General features: G+C 51.9%; 17 protein-coding genes. 8 read left to right on the top strand and 9 right to left on the bottom strand.

Annotated elements, in window-relative coordinates; translation table 11 throughout:
- Positions 1-54: 54 nt before the first annotated feature.
- Positions 55-525, bottom strand: coding sequence for a transcriptional regulator ArgR (gene argR / locus BZJ17_RS09760; RefSeq protein WP_069589610.1), 471 nt, complete (start codon positions 523-525; stop codon positions 55-57).
- A gap of 293 nt (positions 526-818) precedes the next feature.
- Here argR and mdh point away from each other — a divergent pair, with 293 nt between their 5' ends.
- Positions 819-1,757 (top strand): malate dehydrogenase, encoded by a 939-nt coding sequence (gene mdh / locus BZJ17_RS09755; RefSeq protein WP_069589609.1) that lies wholly within the window; start codon positions 819-821, stop codon positions 1,755-1,757.
- Positions 1,758-1,838: 81 nt separating this feature from the next.
- Here mdh and ispB read toward each other — a convergent pair whose 3' ends face one another.
- Positions 1,839-2,810 (bottom strand): octaprenyl diphosphate synthase, encoded by a 972-nt coding sequence (gene ispB, locus BZJ17_RS09750; protein ID WP_069589608.1) that lies wholly within the window; start codon positions 2,808-2,810, stop codon positions 1,839-1,841.
- A 364-nt stretch (positions 2,811-3,174) separates the two neighbouring features.
- Between ispB and rplU the strand changes: the two genes are divergently transcribed.
- From rplU to folA, 6 genes are all read left to right on the top strand, one after another.
- Positions 3,175-3,486 carry a 50S ribosomal protein L21 gene (gene rplU / locus BZJ17_RS09745; RefSeq protein WP_069589607.1) on the top strand — a complete coding sequence of 104 codons (312 nt, stop codon included), beginning with the start codon at positions 3,175-3,177 and terminating at the stop codon, positions 3,484-3,486.
- Positions 3,487-3,505: 19 nt separating this feature from the next.
- Positions 3,506-3,763, top strand: a complete 258-nt coding sequence (rpmA, locus tag BZJ17_RS09740; RefSeq protein ID WP_069589603.1) for a 50S ribosomal protein L27 — start codon at positions 3,506-3,508, stop codon at positions 3,761-3,763.
- A gap of 219 nt (positions 3,764-3,982) precedes the next feature.
- Positions 3,983-5,146, top strand: a complete 1,164-nt coding sequence (gene cgtA / locus BZJ17_RS09735; protein ID WP_077640574.1) for an Obg family GTPase CgtA — start codon at positions 3,983-3,985, stop codon at positions 5,144-5,146.
- Between the two features lie 200 nt (positions 5,147-5,346).
- Positions 5,347-6,126 (top strand): threonine/serine exporter family protein, encoded by a 780-nt coding sequence (locus BZJ17_RS09730; RefSeq protein ID WP_069589598.1) that lies wholly within the window; start codon positions 5,347-5,349, stop codon positions 6,124-6,126.
- Positions 6,123-6,587: a threonine/serine exporter family protein gene (locus BZJ17_RS09725; protein WP_077455813.1), complete on the top strand. Its 465-nt coding sequence runs from the start codon at positions 6,123-6,125 to the stop codon at positions 6,585-6,587. The genes BZJ17_RS09730 and BZJ17_RS09725 overlap by 4 nt, the downstream gene beginning before the upstream one ends.
- A gap of 18 nt (positions 6,588-6,605) precedes the next feature.
- The gene (gene folA, locus BZJ17_RS09720; RefSeq protein ID WP_077640573.1) at positions 6,606-7,088 is read left to right on the top strand and encodes a type 3 dihydrofolate reductase; all 483 of its coding nucleotides are present in this window, start codon (positions 6,606-6,608) and stop codon (positions 7,086-7,088) included.
- Here the strand turns inward: folA and apaH are convergent.
- From apaH to lptD, 6 genes are read right to left on the bottom strand one after another with little or no spacing between them, the layout of a single operon-like run.
- On the bottom strand, positions 7,085-7,915 hold the full coding sequence (gene apaH / locus BZJ17_RS09715) for a bis(5'-nucleosyl)-tetraphosphatase (symmetrical) ApaH (protein WP_077640572.1): 831 nt from the start codon (positions 7,913-7,915) through the stop codon (positions 7,085-7,087). The two genes, folA and apaH, sit on opposite strands and share 4 nt — an antisense overlap.
- A gap of 21 nt (positions 7,916-7,936) precedes the next feature.
- Positions 7,937-8,320 carry a Co2+/Mg2+ efflux protein ApaG gene (gene apaG / locus BZJ17_RS09710; RefSeq protein ID WP_069589589.1) on the bottom strand — a complete coding sequence of 128 codons (384 nt, stop codon included), beginning with the start codon at positions 8,318-8,320 and terminating at the stop codon, positions 7,937-7,939.
- Between the two features lie 14 nt (positions 8,321-8,334).
- Positions 8,335-9,141, bottom strand: coding sequence for a 16S rRNA (adenine(1518)-N(6)/adenine(1519)-N(6))-dimethyltransferase RsmA (gene rsmA, locus BZJ17_RS09705; RefSeq protein ID WP_069589588.1), 807 nt, complete (start codon positions 9,139-9,141; stop codon positions 8,335-8,337).
- Positions 9,138-10,124: a 4-hydroxythreonine-4-phosphate dehydrogenase PdxA gene (pdxA, locus tag BZJ17_RS09700; RefSeq protein ID WP_077640571.1), complete on the bottom strand. Its 987-nt coding sequence runs from the start codon at positions 10,122-10,124 to the stop codon at positions 9,138-9,140. Before pdxA ends, rsmA begins: the two co-directional genes overlap by 4 nt.
- Complete coding sequence (gene surA, locus BZJ17_RS09695; RefSeq protein ID WP_077640570.1) at positions 10,114-11,409, bottom strand: peptidylprolyl isomerase SurA; 1,296 nt, start codon at positions 11,407-11,409, stop codon at positions 10,114-10,116. The genes pdxA and surA overlap by 11 nt, the downstream gene beginning before the upstream one ends.
- A gap of 54 nt (positions 11,410-11,463) precedes the next feature.
- Positions 11,464-13,788: an LPS assembly protein LptD gene (lptD, locus tag BZJ17_RS09690; protein WP_077640569.1), complete on the bottom strand. Its 2,325-nt coding sequence runs from the start codon at positions 13,786-13,788 to the stop codon at positions 11,464-11,466.
- A 154-nt stretch (positions 13,789-13,942) separates the two neighbouring features.
- On the opposite strand from lptD, the gene djlA reads away from it, so the two are divergent.
- Entirely contained in the window at positions 13,943-14,776 is an 834-nt protein-coding gene (djlA, locus tag BZJ17_RS09685; RefSeq protein WP_077640568.1) for a co-chaperone DjlA, read from the top strand.
- Here the strand turns inward: djlA and BZJ17_RS17450 are convergent.
- Positions 14,773-15,297, bottom strand: a 525-nt coding sequence (locus tag BZJ17_RS17450) for an NAD(P)-dependent oxidoreductase (RefSeq protein ID WP_277868800.1), incomplete at its 5' end; no start/stop codon positions are given. The two genes, djlA and BZJ17_RS17450, sit on opposite strands and share 4 nt — an antisense overlap.

Here is a 15,297-nt window from a genome sequence, read left to right as displayed (position 1 = left end):
GCAAAGAGGGGAAAAGACAGACAGGCAGCGGGATCACGCTGCCTGATAAAAAGATTAGTAGTGGTATTCAAACAGGTCACAGACGGCTTCAAAAAGTGCCTCTGTGGTGGTGCCACGGGTTGGTGTGATAAAGATGGTGTCATCCCCAGCGACGGCGCCCAAAATCCCTTCTGCCTTGCCAAGAGAGTCCAGTAAACGGGCAATTAATTGTGCCGCGCCTGGACCAGTGTGAATGACGACAACCGCTTCGTTATAGTCGATTTCCATCACCAGCTCGCGCAATGCGCTGCCCGTGGTCGGCACGCCTAATTCGATAGGAAGGCAGTACACCATCTCCATCTTGGCATTTCGGGTACGTACAGCGCCGAACTTGGTCAACATGCGCGACACTTTCGACTGGTTAATGCCCTCAAATCCTTGAGCACGTAAGGCTTCCACGATCTCGCCCTGAGAACTGAACTTTTCTTCTTTGAGGATGGCTTTAAACGCCCGAACCAATTGGTCTTGTTTTTCTGAGTTACGCATGACGGCTGACTCGCAATGACAAACGAGTGGCTATTTTGCATATACATTCACCGAAGGGCAATTGCTGACCCCACAAATTGGCGACAGCATCACTGTTCCTAACTCGATTCACGCGATTTCAACGCAGCAAAAAGAAAAATGAGAGCTTTGGCTGATCATCACCGCTTGACGCTTGAGTGCACGCATAGGCGGGCATATGATGAGCCCACAGTTCGCACCATTACGTGGCGATTTGTGCCCGAACAGAAGCCGGACCGGATCCGGACTATAAGAAATATCGAAAGGAGAACGACATGAAAGTTGCTGTGATTGGCGCCGCGGGAGGCATTGGTCAGGCGTTAGCCCTACTGCTAAAAAATAACCTGCCAGCGGGTTCCGACTTGGCTCTGTACGATATCGCACCGGTTACCCCTGGGGTAGCTGTGGATTTAAGCCATATCCCAACCCCGGTTTCTATTAAAGGCTACAGCGGTGAAGACCCAACCCCAGCGCTGGAAGGCGCAGACGTGGTCTTGATTTCTGCTGGCGTCGCCCGTAAGCCAGGCATGGACCGCTCAGATCTGTTCAACGTAAACGCCGGTATTGTTAAGTCCTTGGCGGAAAAAATTGCCGATGTTTGCCCGAAAGCGTGTGTCGGTATTATCACCAACCCAGTGAACACGACAGTGGCGATTGCAGCGGATGTCCTCAAAGCCAAAGGCGTCTACGATAAAAACAAATTGTTCGGCGTCACCACCTTGGATGTGATTCGCTCTGAAACCTTTATTGGTGAGCTAAAAGGCATGGATCCTCGTGAGGTTTCCATTCCGGTGATCGGCGGTCACTCAGGCGTTACCATTTTGCCTTTGCTGTCTCAGGTGAAAGGAGTGAGCTTTACTGACGAAGAAGTCGCAGCACTTACGCCACGTATCCAAAATGCGGGCACAGAAGTTGTCGAAGCCAAAGCAGGTGGCGGCTCTGCGACCTTGTCGATGGGGCAAGCAGCTTGCCGTTTCGGCCTATCTCTAGTGCGCGCGCTACAAGGTGAGTCAAATGTGGTGGAGTGTGCCTACGTGGAAGGCGATGGTCAGCACGCGCGCTTCTTTGCCCAACCGGTGCGTCTGGGTAAAAACGGTGTGGAAGAGATCTTGAGCATCGGTGAGCTGAGCGCGTTTGAGCAAAAAGCCATGGACGATATGCTCGACACCTTGCGTAAAGACATTCAAATGGGTGAAGAATTCGCGGCGAAATAGCCCCTTCATCGATGAAAAAACGGCGCGATATGCGCCGTTTTTTATGCTTGCTTGTCGCTAAATAGCGATAGACGCTTGTGGTTACTTATTCCGGTTAACCGCCAATTTTGCCAACGCGACTAAGGCGGCCTTGTAATCCGAATCCGCTAAACCATCTAGGGCGCGAATCGCCTTTTCTGATTCTTGCTCTGCACGCTCACGGGTGTAGGACAAGGAGCCACATTGGTCCATGCAGGCCAAAATCGTCTCGAGTTTGTCCCGTCCATTCCCTTTCTCAATGGCTTCGCGGATCATAGCCGATTGATGCTCAGTGCCGTGTTGCATCGCATGCAGCAAGGGGAGCGTCGGTTTCCCTTCGGCTAGATCATCGCCGGCATGCTTGCCCATTTCGTCATCCGCGCTGGTGTAGTCCATGACATCATCAATCAGCTGAAACGCCGTTCCCAAATAGCGGCCATAATCTTGGAAGGCTTTTTCTGTCTCCGGATCCGCGTCGTTGAGAATGGCCCCGACCTGGGTCGCTGCCTCAAAAAGACGTGCGGTTTTAGAGTAGATCACCTGCATGTAGCTCGCTTCGGTGGTATTCGGGTCGTTACAGTTCATTAACTGCAGCACTTCCCCTTCGGCAATCACATTGGTGGCCTCACTCATCAGATCCAATATCTTCAATGAGCGCAGACTGGTCATCATTTGGAATGAGCGGGTGTAGATGTAGTCGCCGACCAGCACACTGGCGGCATTACCGAACATGGCATTGGCCGTTGCATTGCCACGGCGCAAATCCGATTCATCGACCACATCATCATGAAGCAAGGTAGCGGTATGAATAAACTCAATAAACGCAGCCGCTGTGGTGTGTTTTTCACCTTGATACCCAAGGGCTCTCGCCGCAAGAACCGCCAACATAGGGCGTAAGCGCTTACCCCCGCTGTTTACGATGTAAAAGCCAAGTTGGTTAATAAGCGCGACGTCAGAATTGAGTTGAGCCAGTATTTTTTGATCGACCTGCGCCATGTCATCACTGATCAAGGCTTGGATTGATTTGAAATCCATGAATAAAATCCGGGCTTTGTCCTAGTTGCTTGCTTGCCGCCACAAAACTGCACGTTTCTACGACGTGATGGTTGAAAGACGCATGACGTATCAGCGTTGGCGTACTTTCAGGGTCAGTATCGGCGTTAGCGCGGGTGTTTAAGGTATCAATGGTACACCAAATCACGTGCGACGAGATAGCTCTCAGGCCTGCAAAAAGTGTGGGAATCTATGCTGAGCAGCTTTTCACCAATTTTCTTGCGATCCCCTCTTGCCTCAAATCAATTTCTACCGTAGAATTCGCGCCCTATTGATGAATTATATGCGCACCCCTTACTGCTCAAATATTAAACGCAGTAGGCCGTGCGGAAATGCGGAGTAAACCATGTACGCAGTTTTCCAAAGTGGTGGTAAGCAACACCGAGTAAGCGAAGGCCAGACTATTCGCTTGGAAAAGCTAGACGTTGAAACTGGCGAAAGTGTTGAATTTGACAACGTGCTGCTAGTAGCAAACGGCGAAGACGTTAAAGTTGGCGCGCCATTTGTTAGTGGCGGTAAAGTAACAGCGGAAGTTGTTACCCACGGTCGTGGCGATAAAGTGAAAGTCGTCAAATTCCGTCGTCGTAAACATTCTCGCAAGCAAATGGGCCACCGTCAGTGGTTCACTGAAGTGAAAATCACTGGCATCAGCGCTTAAGAGTTAGGAGAGAGAAGAGATGGCACACAAAAAAGCTGGCGGTTCTACTAAAAACGGCCGCGATTCAGAAAGTAAACGTCTAGGTGTTAAGCGTTTCGGTGGTGAGTCTGTTCTAGCAGGTAACATCATCGTGCGTCAGCGTGGTACTAAATTCCACGCAGGTACTAACGTAGGTTGCGGTAAAGACCACACTCTATTCGCTTTGACCGACGGTAAAGTGAAGTTCGAGACTAAAGGTCCTCAGAACCGTAAATTCGTTACTATCGAAGCTGAATAAGTTTCAACGCCAAGCGAATTTTGAAGCCCTGCCACTTGGCGGGGCTTTTTATTGTGTCTGGTGATCCCTCGTCGAGCCGCCGCCAATCCACGGTAAGCAGAAAGTCAGCCAAGGCTGAAAATTGATCCTAAGATCGATAAGATCGCCACACACCAATCTGGGATAAGGCTAGCAGCCCGGGAACGAGATGTTTCTGGCCGCTGGTGCGGAGAAGTTAGCATGAAGTTTGTAGATGAAGCGATAATTCGCGTAGACGCGGGTGACGGCGGCAATGGTACCGTCAGCTTCCGACGTGAAAAGTATGTGCCCAAAGGGGGCCCAGATGGCGGCGACGGTGGCGATGGCGGTGATGTATACCTGCTCGCCGACGAGAACCTTAACACCCTGATTGATTACCAATTCGAGCGCTTTCATGCCGCAGGGCGTGGTGAAAATGGTCGCGGTGGTAACTGTACCGGCAAACGCGGTGATGATTTGGTGCTGAATGTGCCTGTTGGTACCCGTGCTGTCGATGAAGATACTGGTGAAGTGATTGCCGATTTGACCCAAAATGGCATGAAAGTCATGGTGGCAAAAGGCGGCTTCCATGGGTTGGGTAATACCCGATTCAAATCATCCGTCAACCGCGCGCCACGCCAAAAAACCATGGGGACTAAAGGGGAAGTCCGTCAGCTGCGCCTAGAGCTGTTGCTCCTCGCCGATGTGGGCATGTTAGGCTTGCCGAATGCGGGTAAATCAACCTTTATTCGCGCGGTGTCGGCAGCTAAACCAAAGGTCGCTGATTACCCCTTTACCACCTTGGTGCCAAGCCTTGGCGTGGTCCGTGTCGCTGCCGATAAAAGCTTTGTTGTGGCGGATATTCCGGGCCTGATTGAAGGGGCTGCCGATGGCGCGGGACTGGGTATTCGCTTCTTGAAACACCTTGAGCGCTGCCGTGTCTTGTTGCACATGATTGATCTAATGCCTGTGGATGGTACCGATCCGGTCGACAATGCGTTTACCATCATTGATGAGTTAAACCAATACAGTGAGAAGCTGGCAGATAAGCCGCGTTGGTTGGTCTTTAACAAAGTCGACCTCATGCCAGAAGAGCAGGCGCAAGAGCAAATCGACCGTGTGTTAGAGGCGCTCGCGTGGGATGATAAATATTACGCGATCTCTGCGATCAACAAGGCGAACGTCCAGCCACTGATTTACGATCTGATGGGCTTTATTGATACCTTACCGGCACCGACGCCAGAGGTTGAACCAGAGGATGAAACGGTGGCCTTCAAGTGGGATGATTACCACGAGAAGAAACTCAATCAGTCGGACGATGACGACGATGATTGGGACGATTGGGATGAAGACGACTACGACGTCGAAATCATCTACAAGCCTTAATCTGACAACCGCTGCTCACGAGCAGCGGTTTTTTTATGCCTATCGTCGCCATGTTTGATCGCCGCTGTATTGGCTGAGCGCAGAAAAAGGTACGCTGCCTAATTCCGACAAGGAAATCGGAGGTGTTTTATTTGCATCAAAGATCTTAAGCAGTTATTCATCAATACTGCGACAGTAGATAAAGGCGAGAGGGATAGCGGGTGACGAGACGGTTAACCGAACCAGAACAGCGTGCGATTTCACGTTTGGTCATAGAAGTCGGGCAGCGACTTTTGCAACATGGTGCAGAGAGTAAACTGGTGAGCGATGTCAGCATTCGCTTGGGCAAAGCGTTGGGGCTAGACAGTGTCGAGCTCGCGCTATCAGCCAGTTCATTGGTTGTCACCACCTTGAACCGCGGCCATTGCATTACCACTGCGAGACAGTGCCCCGACCGCGGGATCAATATGCAGGTGGTAACGGATATTCAGCGCACGGTGATCCTCGCGGAAAAGGGCATTCTCGACGCGCCAGCGGTGCGTAAGCGTCTCACCCGCATCAAGCCTCATCGTTATCCTCCTTGGCTAGTGGTGGGCATGATAGGGCTTTCCTGTGCCGCGTTTAGCCGGTTGGCCGGTGGTGATGCGGTTATCTTTGCCTTAACCTTTGTCGCATCGGCGTGCGGCATGCGTGTGCGCCAACTACTTGCCCACCGTCAGTTTAATCCTTTGCTCACTTTTGCGCTTACCGCCATGGTGACCACCTTAATTTCAAGCGTGGGGACGGTGATGAATTGGGGCAATGAACCTTTTCTGATCATGGCATCGTCGGTGTTGATGTTGGTGCCGGGTTATCCGCTCATTAACGCGGTCTCTGACATGGTGAAAGGGTTTGTCGATATGGGGATTGCACGCTGGACCATGGCGTCGTTACTGACCCTCGCCACCGCGCTCGGTATTGTTGGGGCGATGAATCTTGTCGGTGCATGGGGGTGGTTATGAGTTTGCTGCTTGCCCTATTGGAAGATATGTTTTTTGCCATGATCCCCGCGGTAGGGTTTGCCTTGGTCTTCAATGTGCCTGCCAAGGCGCTCAAATACTGCGCTTACGGCGGCGCGATTGGTCATGGGCTAAGGTTTGTATTGATGGAGTCGGGTATGGCTATCGAGTGGGCGACGCTCGCGGGCGCCACCACCATCGGGTTTTTAGGGGTGTATTGGTCTCAGCGCTTTCTGGCCCATCCTAAGGTATTTACCGTCGCCGCCATTATTCCCATGATCCCCGGCGTTTACGCGTTTAAAGCGATGATCGCCTTGGTGACTATCAATAACCAAGGATACACGCCGGCCTTGTGGGCCAGTTTGATGGAGAATTTGATTAGCGCTGGGTTTATCTTGGCCGCATTAGCCATTGGTCTTGCGATGCCGGGGTTATTATTTTATCGTCGCCGACCAGTGATTTAATTCAATGAGGCCAGCGTAATGCGAGTCAGCTTAATTGCCGCAATGGCAAAAGACCGAGTAATTGGAAAAGATAACCAGATGCCTTGGCATTTGCCGGCTGATTTAGCGTGGTTTAAGCGCACCACCCTAGGGCATCCTGTGGTGATGGGGCGTAAAACCTTTGAGTCGATTGGCCGCCCTTTACCAAAGCGTACCAATATTGTGATCAGCCGCGATCCTGACTATCAACCAGACGGCGTGACCGTGGTCGCTTCGCCTGAGCAGGCGCTGGCCGCGGTGGGCGATGTGGCTGAGGTGATGGTGATTGGCGGTGGGACCATTTATGACGCGTTTTTGCCGCGCGCGGATCGCTTGTATCTCACCTTTATCGACACCCATGTTGAAGGCGATACTCGTTTCCCCGACTGGGGTGAAGGGTGGACGCAAGTGGCCAGTGAAACTCATGCACCGGACGAGAAAAACGCCTACCCACTGACTTTTACGGTTTGGGAGCGTGGTTAAGCACCGTCATTGAGCGCTGGTTGGGTAAAGCAAACCTTGTCTTCCCAACGCAGCAAGGTTAACTCACCGCCCCAAACACAGCCTGTATCCAGCCCGTATAAGCCGGGCTGGATGGTTCCCCCTAAAGCCGCCCAATGGCCGAACACAATCGCGTGTCCCAGTGGTTGTTGGCGCGCCACCTCAAACCAAGGGATGAGTCCAGTATCTGCCGCTTTCGCGGGAGGTAGCTTGCATTGCATATCGAGGCGACCATCGGGCCAGCAAAATCGCATCCGGGTCAAACTATTAATGATATAGCGGTAGCGAGGCAGGCCTTCCAGCGTATCCTCCCAGTGATCGGGTTGATCCGCATACATATGTCGTAATAACCACGCTTGCTCATTGCTGTGCAGTATGGCTTCGACTTCACGCGCGCAGGCGACAGCCGTCGCTTTATCCCATTGTGGGCTAACCCCCGCGTGGGTCAGCAAAAAGCCACCGTCGTCTCGCGCTGATTCGTCGATTAACAGAGGCTGAGCCGCTAACCATTGAAGCAATGTTTCTCGGTCTGGCGCGTCGAGGATCGGCTGGGTACGGTCTTTTGGCTTGGCCGGTTTAATCCCGTGTGCAACGGCTAATAGATGCAGATCGTGGTTGCCAAGGACTATCTTGGCTGACGCGCCGAGCGTATGAAGATAGCGCAACACGGATAAGGAGTCCGGTCCGCGAGCGACCAAATCACCCGCGACATAGAGGGTATCGTGAGCGGGGGAGAAATCAACGCGCGCCAACAGCGCGCGCAGTTCTTGGTAACAACCTTKAATATCCCCGATAAGATAGGTAGCCATGTGTGGCCTCCTTGAGGGACGTTAGTGAAGAATGTTAGGGAGCGCGAGGCGGAACGGCTCAATTTCCACTTTAAACTGGTTATCGGCTTGATCTTGCATGGTATAGAAACCCTGCATCACGCCCACAGGCGTTTCAATGATGGTGCCACTGGTATAGGTATACTTTTCTCCCGCGGCAATACTGGGTTGCTCTCCCACCACCCCTTCGCCCTCAATCTCGAGCTCTTTACCGTTGGCATCTGTGATTAACCACTTGCGTCGCATCAACTGTGCGGGCGCATCACCTTGGTTTTTAATGGTGACGGTGTAAGAAAACACAAAGCGCTCGTTGTCCGGCTCGGATTGATCTTCGACGTATTGGGTCGCGATATTAATCTCGAATTGCGGGTTATCGGTGGCTTGCAAGTCAAGGCTCCTGTTTATTGTTGATGGTTGGCGTCCAGCCAGTTTGCCAAGTTGACAAACTGCTCCAGCGTCAAATGCTCCGGTCGCAAACTAGGGTCAATACCGAGCTCGGTCAGTGTGTCCACACTCACCAAGGATTTGAAACCGTTACGTATGGTTTTTCGGCGTTGGTTGAAGCCCTCACGACAAACGCGCTCTAACCATTGCATGCTCGTTGCAGGGTGCGGCAGCGTTTTGTGTGGGATGAGGCGAACCACAGCCGAGTCCACTTTAGGCGCAGGTTTAAACGCGCTGGGTGGGACTTCTAGTACCGGAATGACCTGACAGTAATATTGCGCCATAACGGTTAATCGACCGTACGCTTTGGTTCCTGGACCCGCCGCCAAGCGGTTTACCACTTCCTTTTGCAACATAAAGTGCATGTCTTGCACATGGCCTGCAAATGAAAACAGATGGAACATCAAAGGGGTCGAGACGTTGTAAGGCAGATTACCRAAAATCCGCAAAGGCCCTTGCTTGGCAAGCTCGGCAAAATCAAACTGCATCGCATCCGCTTCGTGAACGGTTAACTTGCTGGCCATAAATGGGTGGCTACGCAGGCGGGCGGCCAGATCGCGGTCAAGCTCGACCACGTTTAAATGATCCACTTGCTCGGTGACAGGCTCAGTCAACGCGCCCAGGCCCGGACCAATCTCAACCAGATTTTCACCGGATTGCGGATTGATGGCCGAAACAATGCCGTCAATGATGTAAGGGTCGTTTAGGAAGTTTTGTCCGAAACGTTTTCTGGCGCGGTGGCCTTGGTGGACTTTATCGCTCATGCTTTGCTATCTACTAATTCAATGGCGTGGGAGATGGCCGTCCGCAGGCTTCCTGTATCCGCCGTACCAGTACCTGCTAAATCCAGTGCGGTACCATGATCTACTGATGTTCTGATAAAAGGGAGACCCAAGGTGATATTCACTGAGCGCCCAAATCCTTTGAATTTTAACACAGGTAAGCCTTGGTCGTGATACATCGCCAGTACAGCATCGGCATCTTGCAGATATTTCTCTTGGAAAAGCGTATCAGCAGGGAGCGGTCCGACCAAGTCCATCCCTTGCTCGCGTAACTCGTCGAGCGCAGGTTCAATGATGTCAATTTCTTCGCGACCCAGACAGCCGTCTTCCCCTGCGTGTGGGTTGAGACCACAGATATAAATACGTGGCTGCTTGATGGCGAATTTCTCTTGCAAGTCTTGATGCAAAATCGCAATCACATCATGCAGACGCTCCCGGGTGATCGCTTTGGCGACGTAGGCGAGCGGGATGTGGGTAGTCACGAGTGCGACACGCAAGCCTTCAGTGGCCAGCATCATCACGACCTGATTGACGTTCGCGTGTTGAGCAAAAAACTCCGTATGACCGCTAAATGAAACACCAGCACGGTTGATAATGCCTTTGTGAACGGGGCCAGTGACAATGGCAGCAAATTCACCGTTGAGATTCCCTTCAGCAGCGCGTGTCAGTGTTTCAAGCACGTAGCGGCCATTGGCTTCATCTAAGCGGCCCGCTACAACAGGCGCGCCGAGCGGTATATCTTCGACAATCAGCGTACCGGCTTGGTGTGGCGTGGCTGGCTGCGTGGCGTCGTAGTGCTCAAGCGTCACTGATAGACCAAGTGTCTTGGCGCGTGCTGCCAACATGTCTCGATTGGCCACCACCACCAGTTGGTGTGGCCAAGGATGTTGTGCCATCGCTAAAATTAAATCAGGGCCAATCCCCGCAGGCTCTCCCGGGGTGATGGCAATACGCTTAACGGTCATCGCCGAGTACCTCAACGTACGCACCGGCGCGTAACTCTTGCAACCATGCTTGTGCTTCTTCGTTAAACTTGCGGTTAAACAGCATACGATAGGCTCGGTTTTTCACCGCTGCATCGGTTTTATCCACTTCGCGACGGTCGGTGACTTCAACAATATGCCAGCCATGTACTGTTTTGAATGGCTCGCTGATCTGGCCTTGTGGAAGGGCATCCACTTTGGCTTTAAAGGCAGGGACATAGACATCTGTGGTTGACCAGCCTAAGTCACCCCCATTGACGGCCGAGCCAGGGTCATCACTGTACTGTTTAGCTAAATCGGCAAAACTCTGATCACCCCGTTTGATCTGGGCGATGATGTCATTCAGCTCTTTTTGCGCACCTTTGTCACTAAGGACGATTGATGGCTTAATCAAAATATGACGCGCTTTAACCTCAGTCACCGCGACGGTCTCGAGTCCTTCTACATCGGTGATTTTAAGAATATGGTAGCCCACACCACTGCGGAAGGGACCAATAATGGCACCTTTCCCTTGGTTACTGATCTGGTCGGCAAAGATGGTCGGCATTTCCTCTAAACGTAGCCAGCCCCAATCTCCCCCGTCGAGCGCTTTCGGCCCTTTCGAGTATGCCATGGCTAAATCGGCAACTTTTCCACCGTGACGCAGTTTGTCGACAAGCTCAAATGCTTGCTTTTTCACGGCTYCGCGCGTGGCTTTATCCGCGTCATCATCCAGTTTTAGTTGGATGTGAGACAGCTTGTAGCGCACTTTTTGCAGTTGTTGTTCGTTCAGCTGCTTGGCCAAGGATTCGACTTCTTGAGGCAAAATGCTGATCCGACGACGCACTTGGGCATTGCGTGCTTCTGAAATGGTCAGCTCGCGGCGCACTTGTTCGCGGTATTGCGCCCAAGAGGTGCCTTGCACGCTAACTTGTTTGCGCAGCTCATCGAGGCTCAGCGACTGTTCTTTGGCGATATTAGTAATTGCCTGTTGTAGCTGGCTATCGTCAATTTGAATGCCTAAACGCTTCGCTTCTTGTAATTGCAGCTCTTCGACAATTAAGCGTTCGCGCATTTGCTCTTCCAACACGGAGGCTGGTGGCAGTTGACGCTCATTTTGTTGTGCGTTCAGCGTCACGGTACGACGCATGGCTTCCATATCACTGTTCAGCACGACCCCGTCGTTAACTACAGCGACCACGCGATCCAGCTCTTTGGGTGCTGCGTGGGAAAAAGGTGTAAGCAACACTAAAACGCCAGTGATGAGGGCGTGACTCCATTTGTTCATGCTTTGTCCACTTCTTTAAAAATCGTTCTACTGTCCAGACCACAGTGTGCCGTGTTAGTTCTTCAGCGCAAAAGGATCGCGGTAGCCAAGGGCGTTTCCTGAGTCTGTACTGAAGTTGAAACCGCTTTGTGCGCCGAGGCCCAGCAGACTGAACGAGAGAGTGACGTTGTTGTCGTATTCAGGATCGCTGTTGATGTTAGAGCGCGAGAGCAAGTACTCATTGTAGCTCAGCCCAATGACCCAGCAGTCAGAACGGTAAGTCAGGCTAAACTGGTTTTCCAGCATGACATCTTGGGTCAGATCGCGCCAGTATTGCCCTTTAAAGCTCAGCCCATTCCAAAGTGGGAAGCCTGTCACAACCCCTGCTTGCGACAATCCATCGTCCGTTAGCTTGCTGATATCTCGGTTTGGCAAGGTCGATACTATGTACTCCTGCGCCACGTAACGATAGCTGGTTTGCGCGTAAAAGCCATCCTGACGGTATTCCGCAATCGCATTACCGAATTGCAACTCACTTAAGTTGCTGTCGTACTGCATGGAGCCGCGAACAAAGAAGTTGTCGTTAAAATTGGCTTCCCCCTCGAGCGCCCACGCGGAATAATCGAACGCATCTACATCCTCATCCGAGGAACGATCAAAATAATAGATTTGACCAAACGACAGGTTAAATCGCTCTTTATAACCGCTGTCATAAAAGCGCGTGGTTGCCCCGTAGGTGAGCTGGTTAGCGGGGTTGATAAAGTCGATACTACTGAACTGATTACCGCGGAACAGGCCATAGTAATCGGTTTGTAAGCGCGCAGTATCATAGCCGCCCCCGTTGTAGTTCACCGGGTTGTAGATATCACTTTGGTTGACATCCTTGATATACAAGTACTGCACTTGTGGCTCAAGGGTTTGACTAAAGTTGCTCCCCATCGCCCAGAAATTACGTTCAAGCACCAGCCCTGAGTGTAACCGCAATGTGGGGATCTTCCGCTCGACTGACTTACTCAGTTTGGCGGTCGACTCCGCATCCGGTGAGGCGTTATCAAAGCGCTGATCATAATGGGTGTAGAGCATGCTTGCTTCAGCGGTGGCGCTAAACCAAGGACGCGTGAAGGGAATGCTCAAGGTCGGCGCCAAATGGGTCCGGGTGGCTTCGGGTTTGTTCGGGTCATCACTGGCAAACACGCTCAATTGTGCGGGCAAGCTAATATCCGCCCAGCCCAAGGTTTGCGGCGCATAGTAATTGAGATCCACCTGCGGCATGAGGCGATAGACGCTGGTATTCTCAGTCAGTGCTTGGAAATCTCGGACACGTACCGTGCTATTCCAATCCAACCCGCGATAGCTGATTTCGCCGGTTTGTAGCAAGGTGTTGTCTTCCCGTTTACCTACATCAGAGTCGATATTCTGAAAATAAGCAATATCGCTGACTTTGCTGTAATCGGCCTCATAGCGCCAGTGACCTTGGACGCCACTGTGTTTCCAGTTAAAGCCCCAACGCTCATCCAGTTCAGGATTGAGCTGGTCGTCAGGAAGGTACTCGGAATATAAAGAGCCACTGCCAAATGGGGCTAAATAACGAATATTGGTGTTAAGCTGAACGCCACGCTCCGACATGTATTTCGGCGTGATAGTGGCATCAAGTTGTGGGTGAATATTCCAATAAAACGGGGTTTCTAGCTCAACCCCGTCGCGATCACTCCACGACACTGATGGATAGAGGAAACCCGTTAAGCGCCCATCCTCGACCGGTACACGCAAATAAGGCAGATAAAAGACGGGCACATTCATCACCTCAAATTTGGGGTGATACAAGTCGGCAAACAGGCTGTCTTCTTCTTTTTCGATTTTGGAAGCCGAAAAGCGCCAGCTTTTATCTTCATCCGGACAGGTGGTAAAGGTACCGTCTTCCATTTCATAGAAGGTGGTACCGTTTTTAAATACCCGCTTGGCTTCACCGCGCCCCGGTGTACACAGCATTTTGTACTGTGCGTTATTGAGTGTGGTGTCTTCCGTATCAAGATTGGCCTGTAGGTAATCTGAGGTCACCATCATCTGCCCATCATTGAAGACCACATCGCCTTGAGCGGTGACAATACGCTCAGGGTCGCGCAGCGTGGCGGTGTCCGCGGTCATTTTGCGATGCCCTTGGGTGACCTCAACGTTGCCGCTGTAAATGGCTTTTTCGTTGGATTGGGCTTCGGCACGATCAGCCACAACGCGAATTGGGGCGTTGTTCACATCTTGCGTTTGTTCACTGGGTGGAATACACCGCGCCTCGCTGTCCGGGCAAGGTGTGTCGGCGGAGTCCGCATTGGCAAAAGCAAGCGCTGGGCCATAGAGCGCCAGGCTAATCATGGTGGCTAAAAAGCTGCGTGCAGTCGGTGACATTGAAGAAGACATTCCTGTTTTATCTGATAGCGTGGTGTACACGAAGGCAACGCATCAGTATGCTTTGGCTGCAAAATGCGATTATCATAAATCAATTTACGCCCAGCATCACCTGTAAATGTGCAGGGTGTGAAACCAGCAATGAGACCATGGCATGCAACTATATGGCAAGGTAATTGGCGCTTTTCTCGGCATTTTACTGGGAGGCCCATTCGGTTTTTTTCTTGGCCTGTTCTTAGGTCATCAGTTTGATAAAGCCAAGCAACGCGCCTCACTGGGCGGTTTTGGTGGCGGTTTCGGTGCTCAAGGTGCCGAGGCGCAGCGCGTCTTTTTTCATGGCACCTTTGCCGTGATGGGGCATGTGGCAAAGGCTAAGGGGCAGGTCACACAGGAAGAGATTCGTCTAGCCAGCTTAATTATGGATCGCATGCAATTGCATGGGGCGGCGAGGCAATCCGCGCAAGACGCCTTTCGTGAAGGAAAAGGCAGTGATTTCCCGCTCCATGAGACTCTAAATGGGATCCGGGCATTAAGCCAAGGGCGGCGGGATCTGCTTAGCTTTTTCCTTGAAGTGCAGGTACAAGCGGCGTTTGCGGATGGAGAGCTGCATCCGAAAGAGCGTGAGTTACTGTATATCATTGCTGAGGGGTTGGGTTTTTCCGCGCAGCAACTTGAGCAACGTCTACGCATGCAAGAAGCCGCGTTTCGCTTTAGCCAAGGTTACCAAGGGGATTGGCACCAGCACGCGGGTGGGGCGGGAGCACCACCGCGTCAACGTGAGGTGGATGATGCCTATGAAGTACTCGGCGTGGATGCCTCCGCCTCTGCTCAGGAGTTGAAGAAAGCGTACCGTAAGTTGATGAATGAACACCATCCTGACAAGCTGATGGCTAAGGGGTTACCCCCTGAGATGATGGAGTTGGCGAAAGAAAAAGCACAAGAAATTCAAAAAGCTTACGATGTGATTAAAAAAGCCCGCGATATTTAGCGGGCGGCCGTGTTAATTAAGGTGTGCTGTGGTGTGCCTTGCAGATAGCCATCAATGTTATCCATCAGTTGCTGGCTGAGCCGATTCACCGCTTCATCTGCTCCCCATGCAATGTGAGGAGTAACGATTAAATTCGGCAGTGATGCGGTGATAAGCGGGTGATCATCAGGGGCTGGCTCTTCACTCAGCACATCTAGTCCTGCGCCACCAATTTGACCGGTTTTTAGGGCGTCGAGGAGCGCGTGTTCATCAACTAACCCGCCACGTCCTGTATTGATCAATAAGGCATGATTTGGCATGCAGGCGAGGACATCACGGTTAATTAAAGCTTCGGTGTTCGGATTTAACGGGCAGTGTAACGAGAGGATATCGGCGCGGCTGATCACCTCATCAAAGGGTAGATAACCCTCCCGGCAATGAGTGGCTCCGTGGTGCTCAGCAAACATGACTGTCATGCCGACTGCGCGTGCCAAACGTGCAACGGCCTCGCCTAAAACCCCTTTACCGATAATCCCTAGTTT

Source organism: Salinivibrio sp. IB574, from assembly GCF_001996205.1.
Lineage (GTDB): Bacteria > Pseudomonadota > Gammaproteobacteria > Enterobacterales > Vibrionaceae > Salinivibrio > Salinivibrio proteolyticus.
This window is presented reverse-complemented; position numbering and strand designations above follow the sequence as displayed.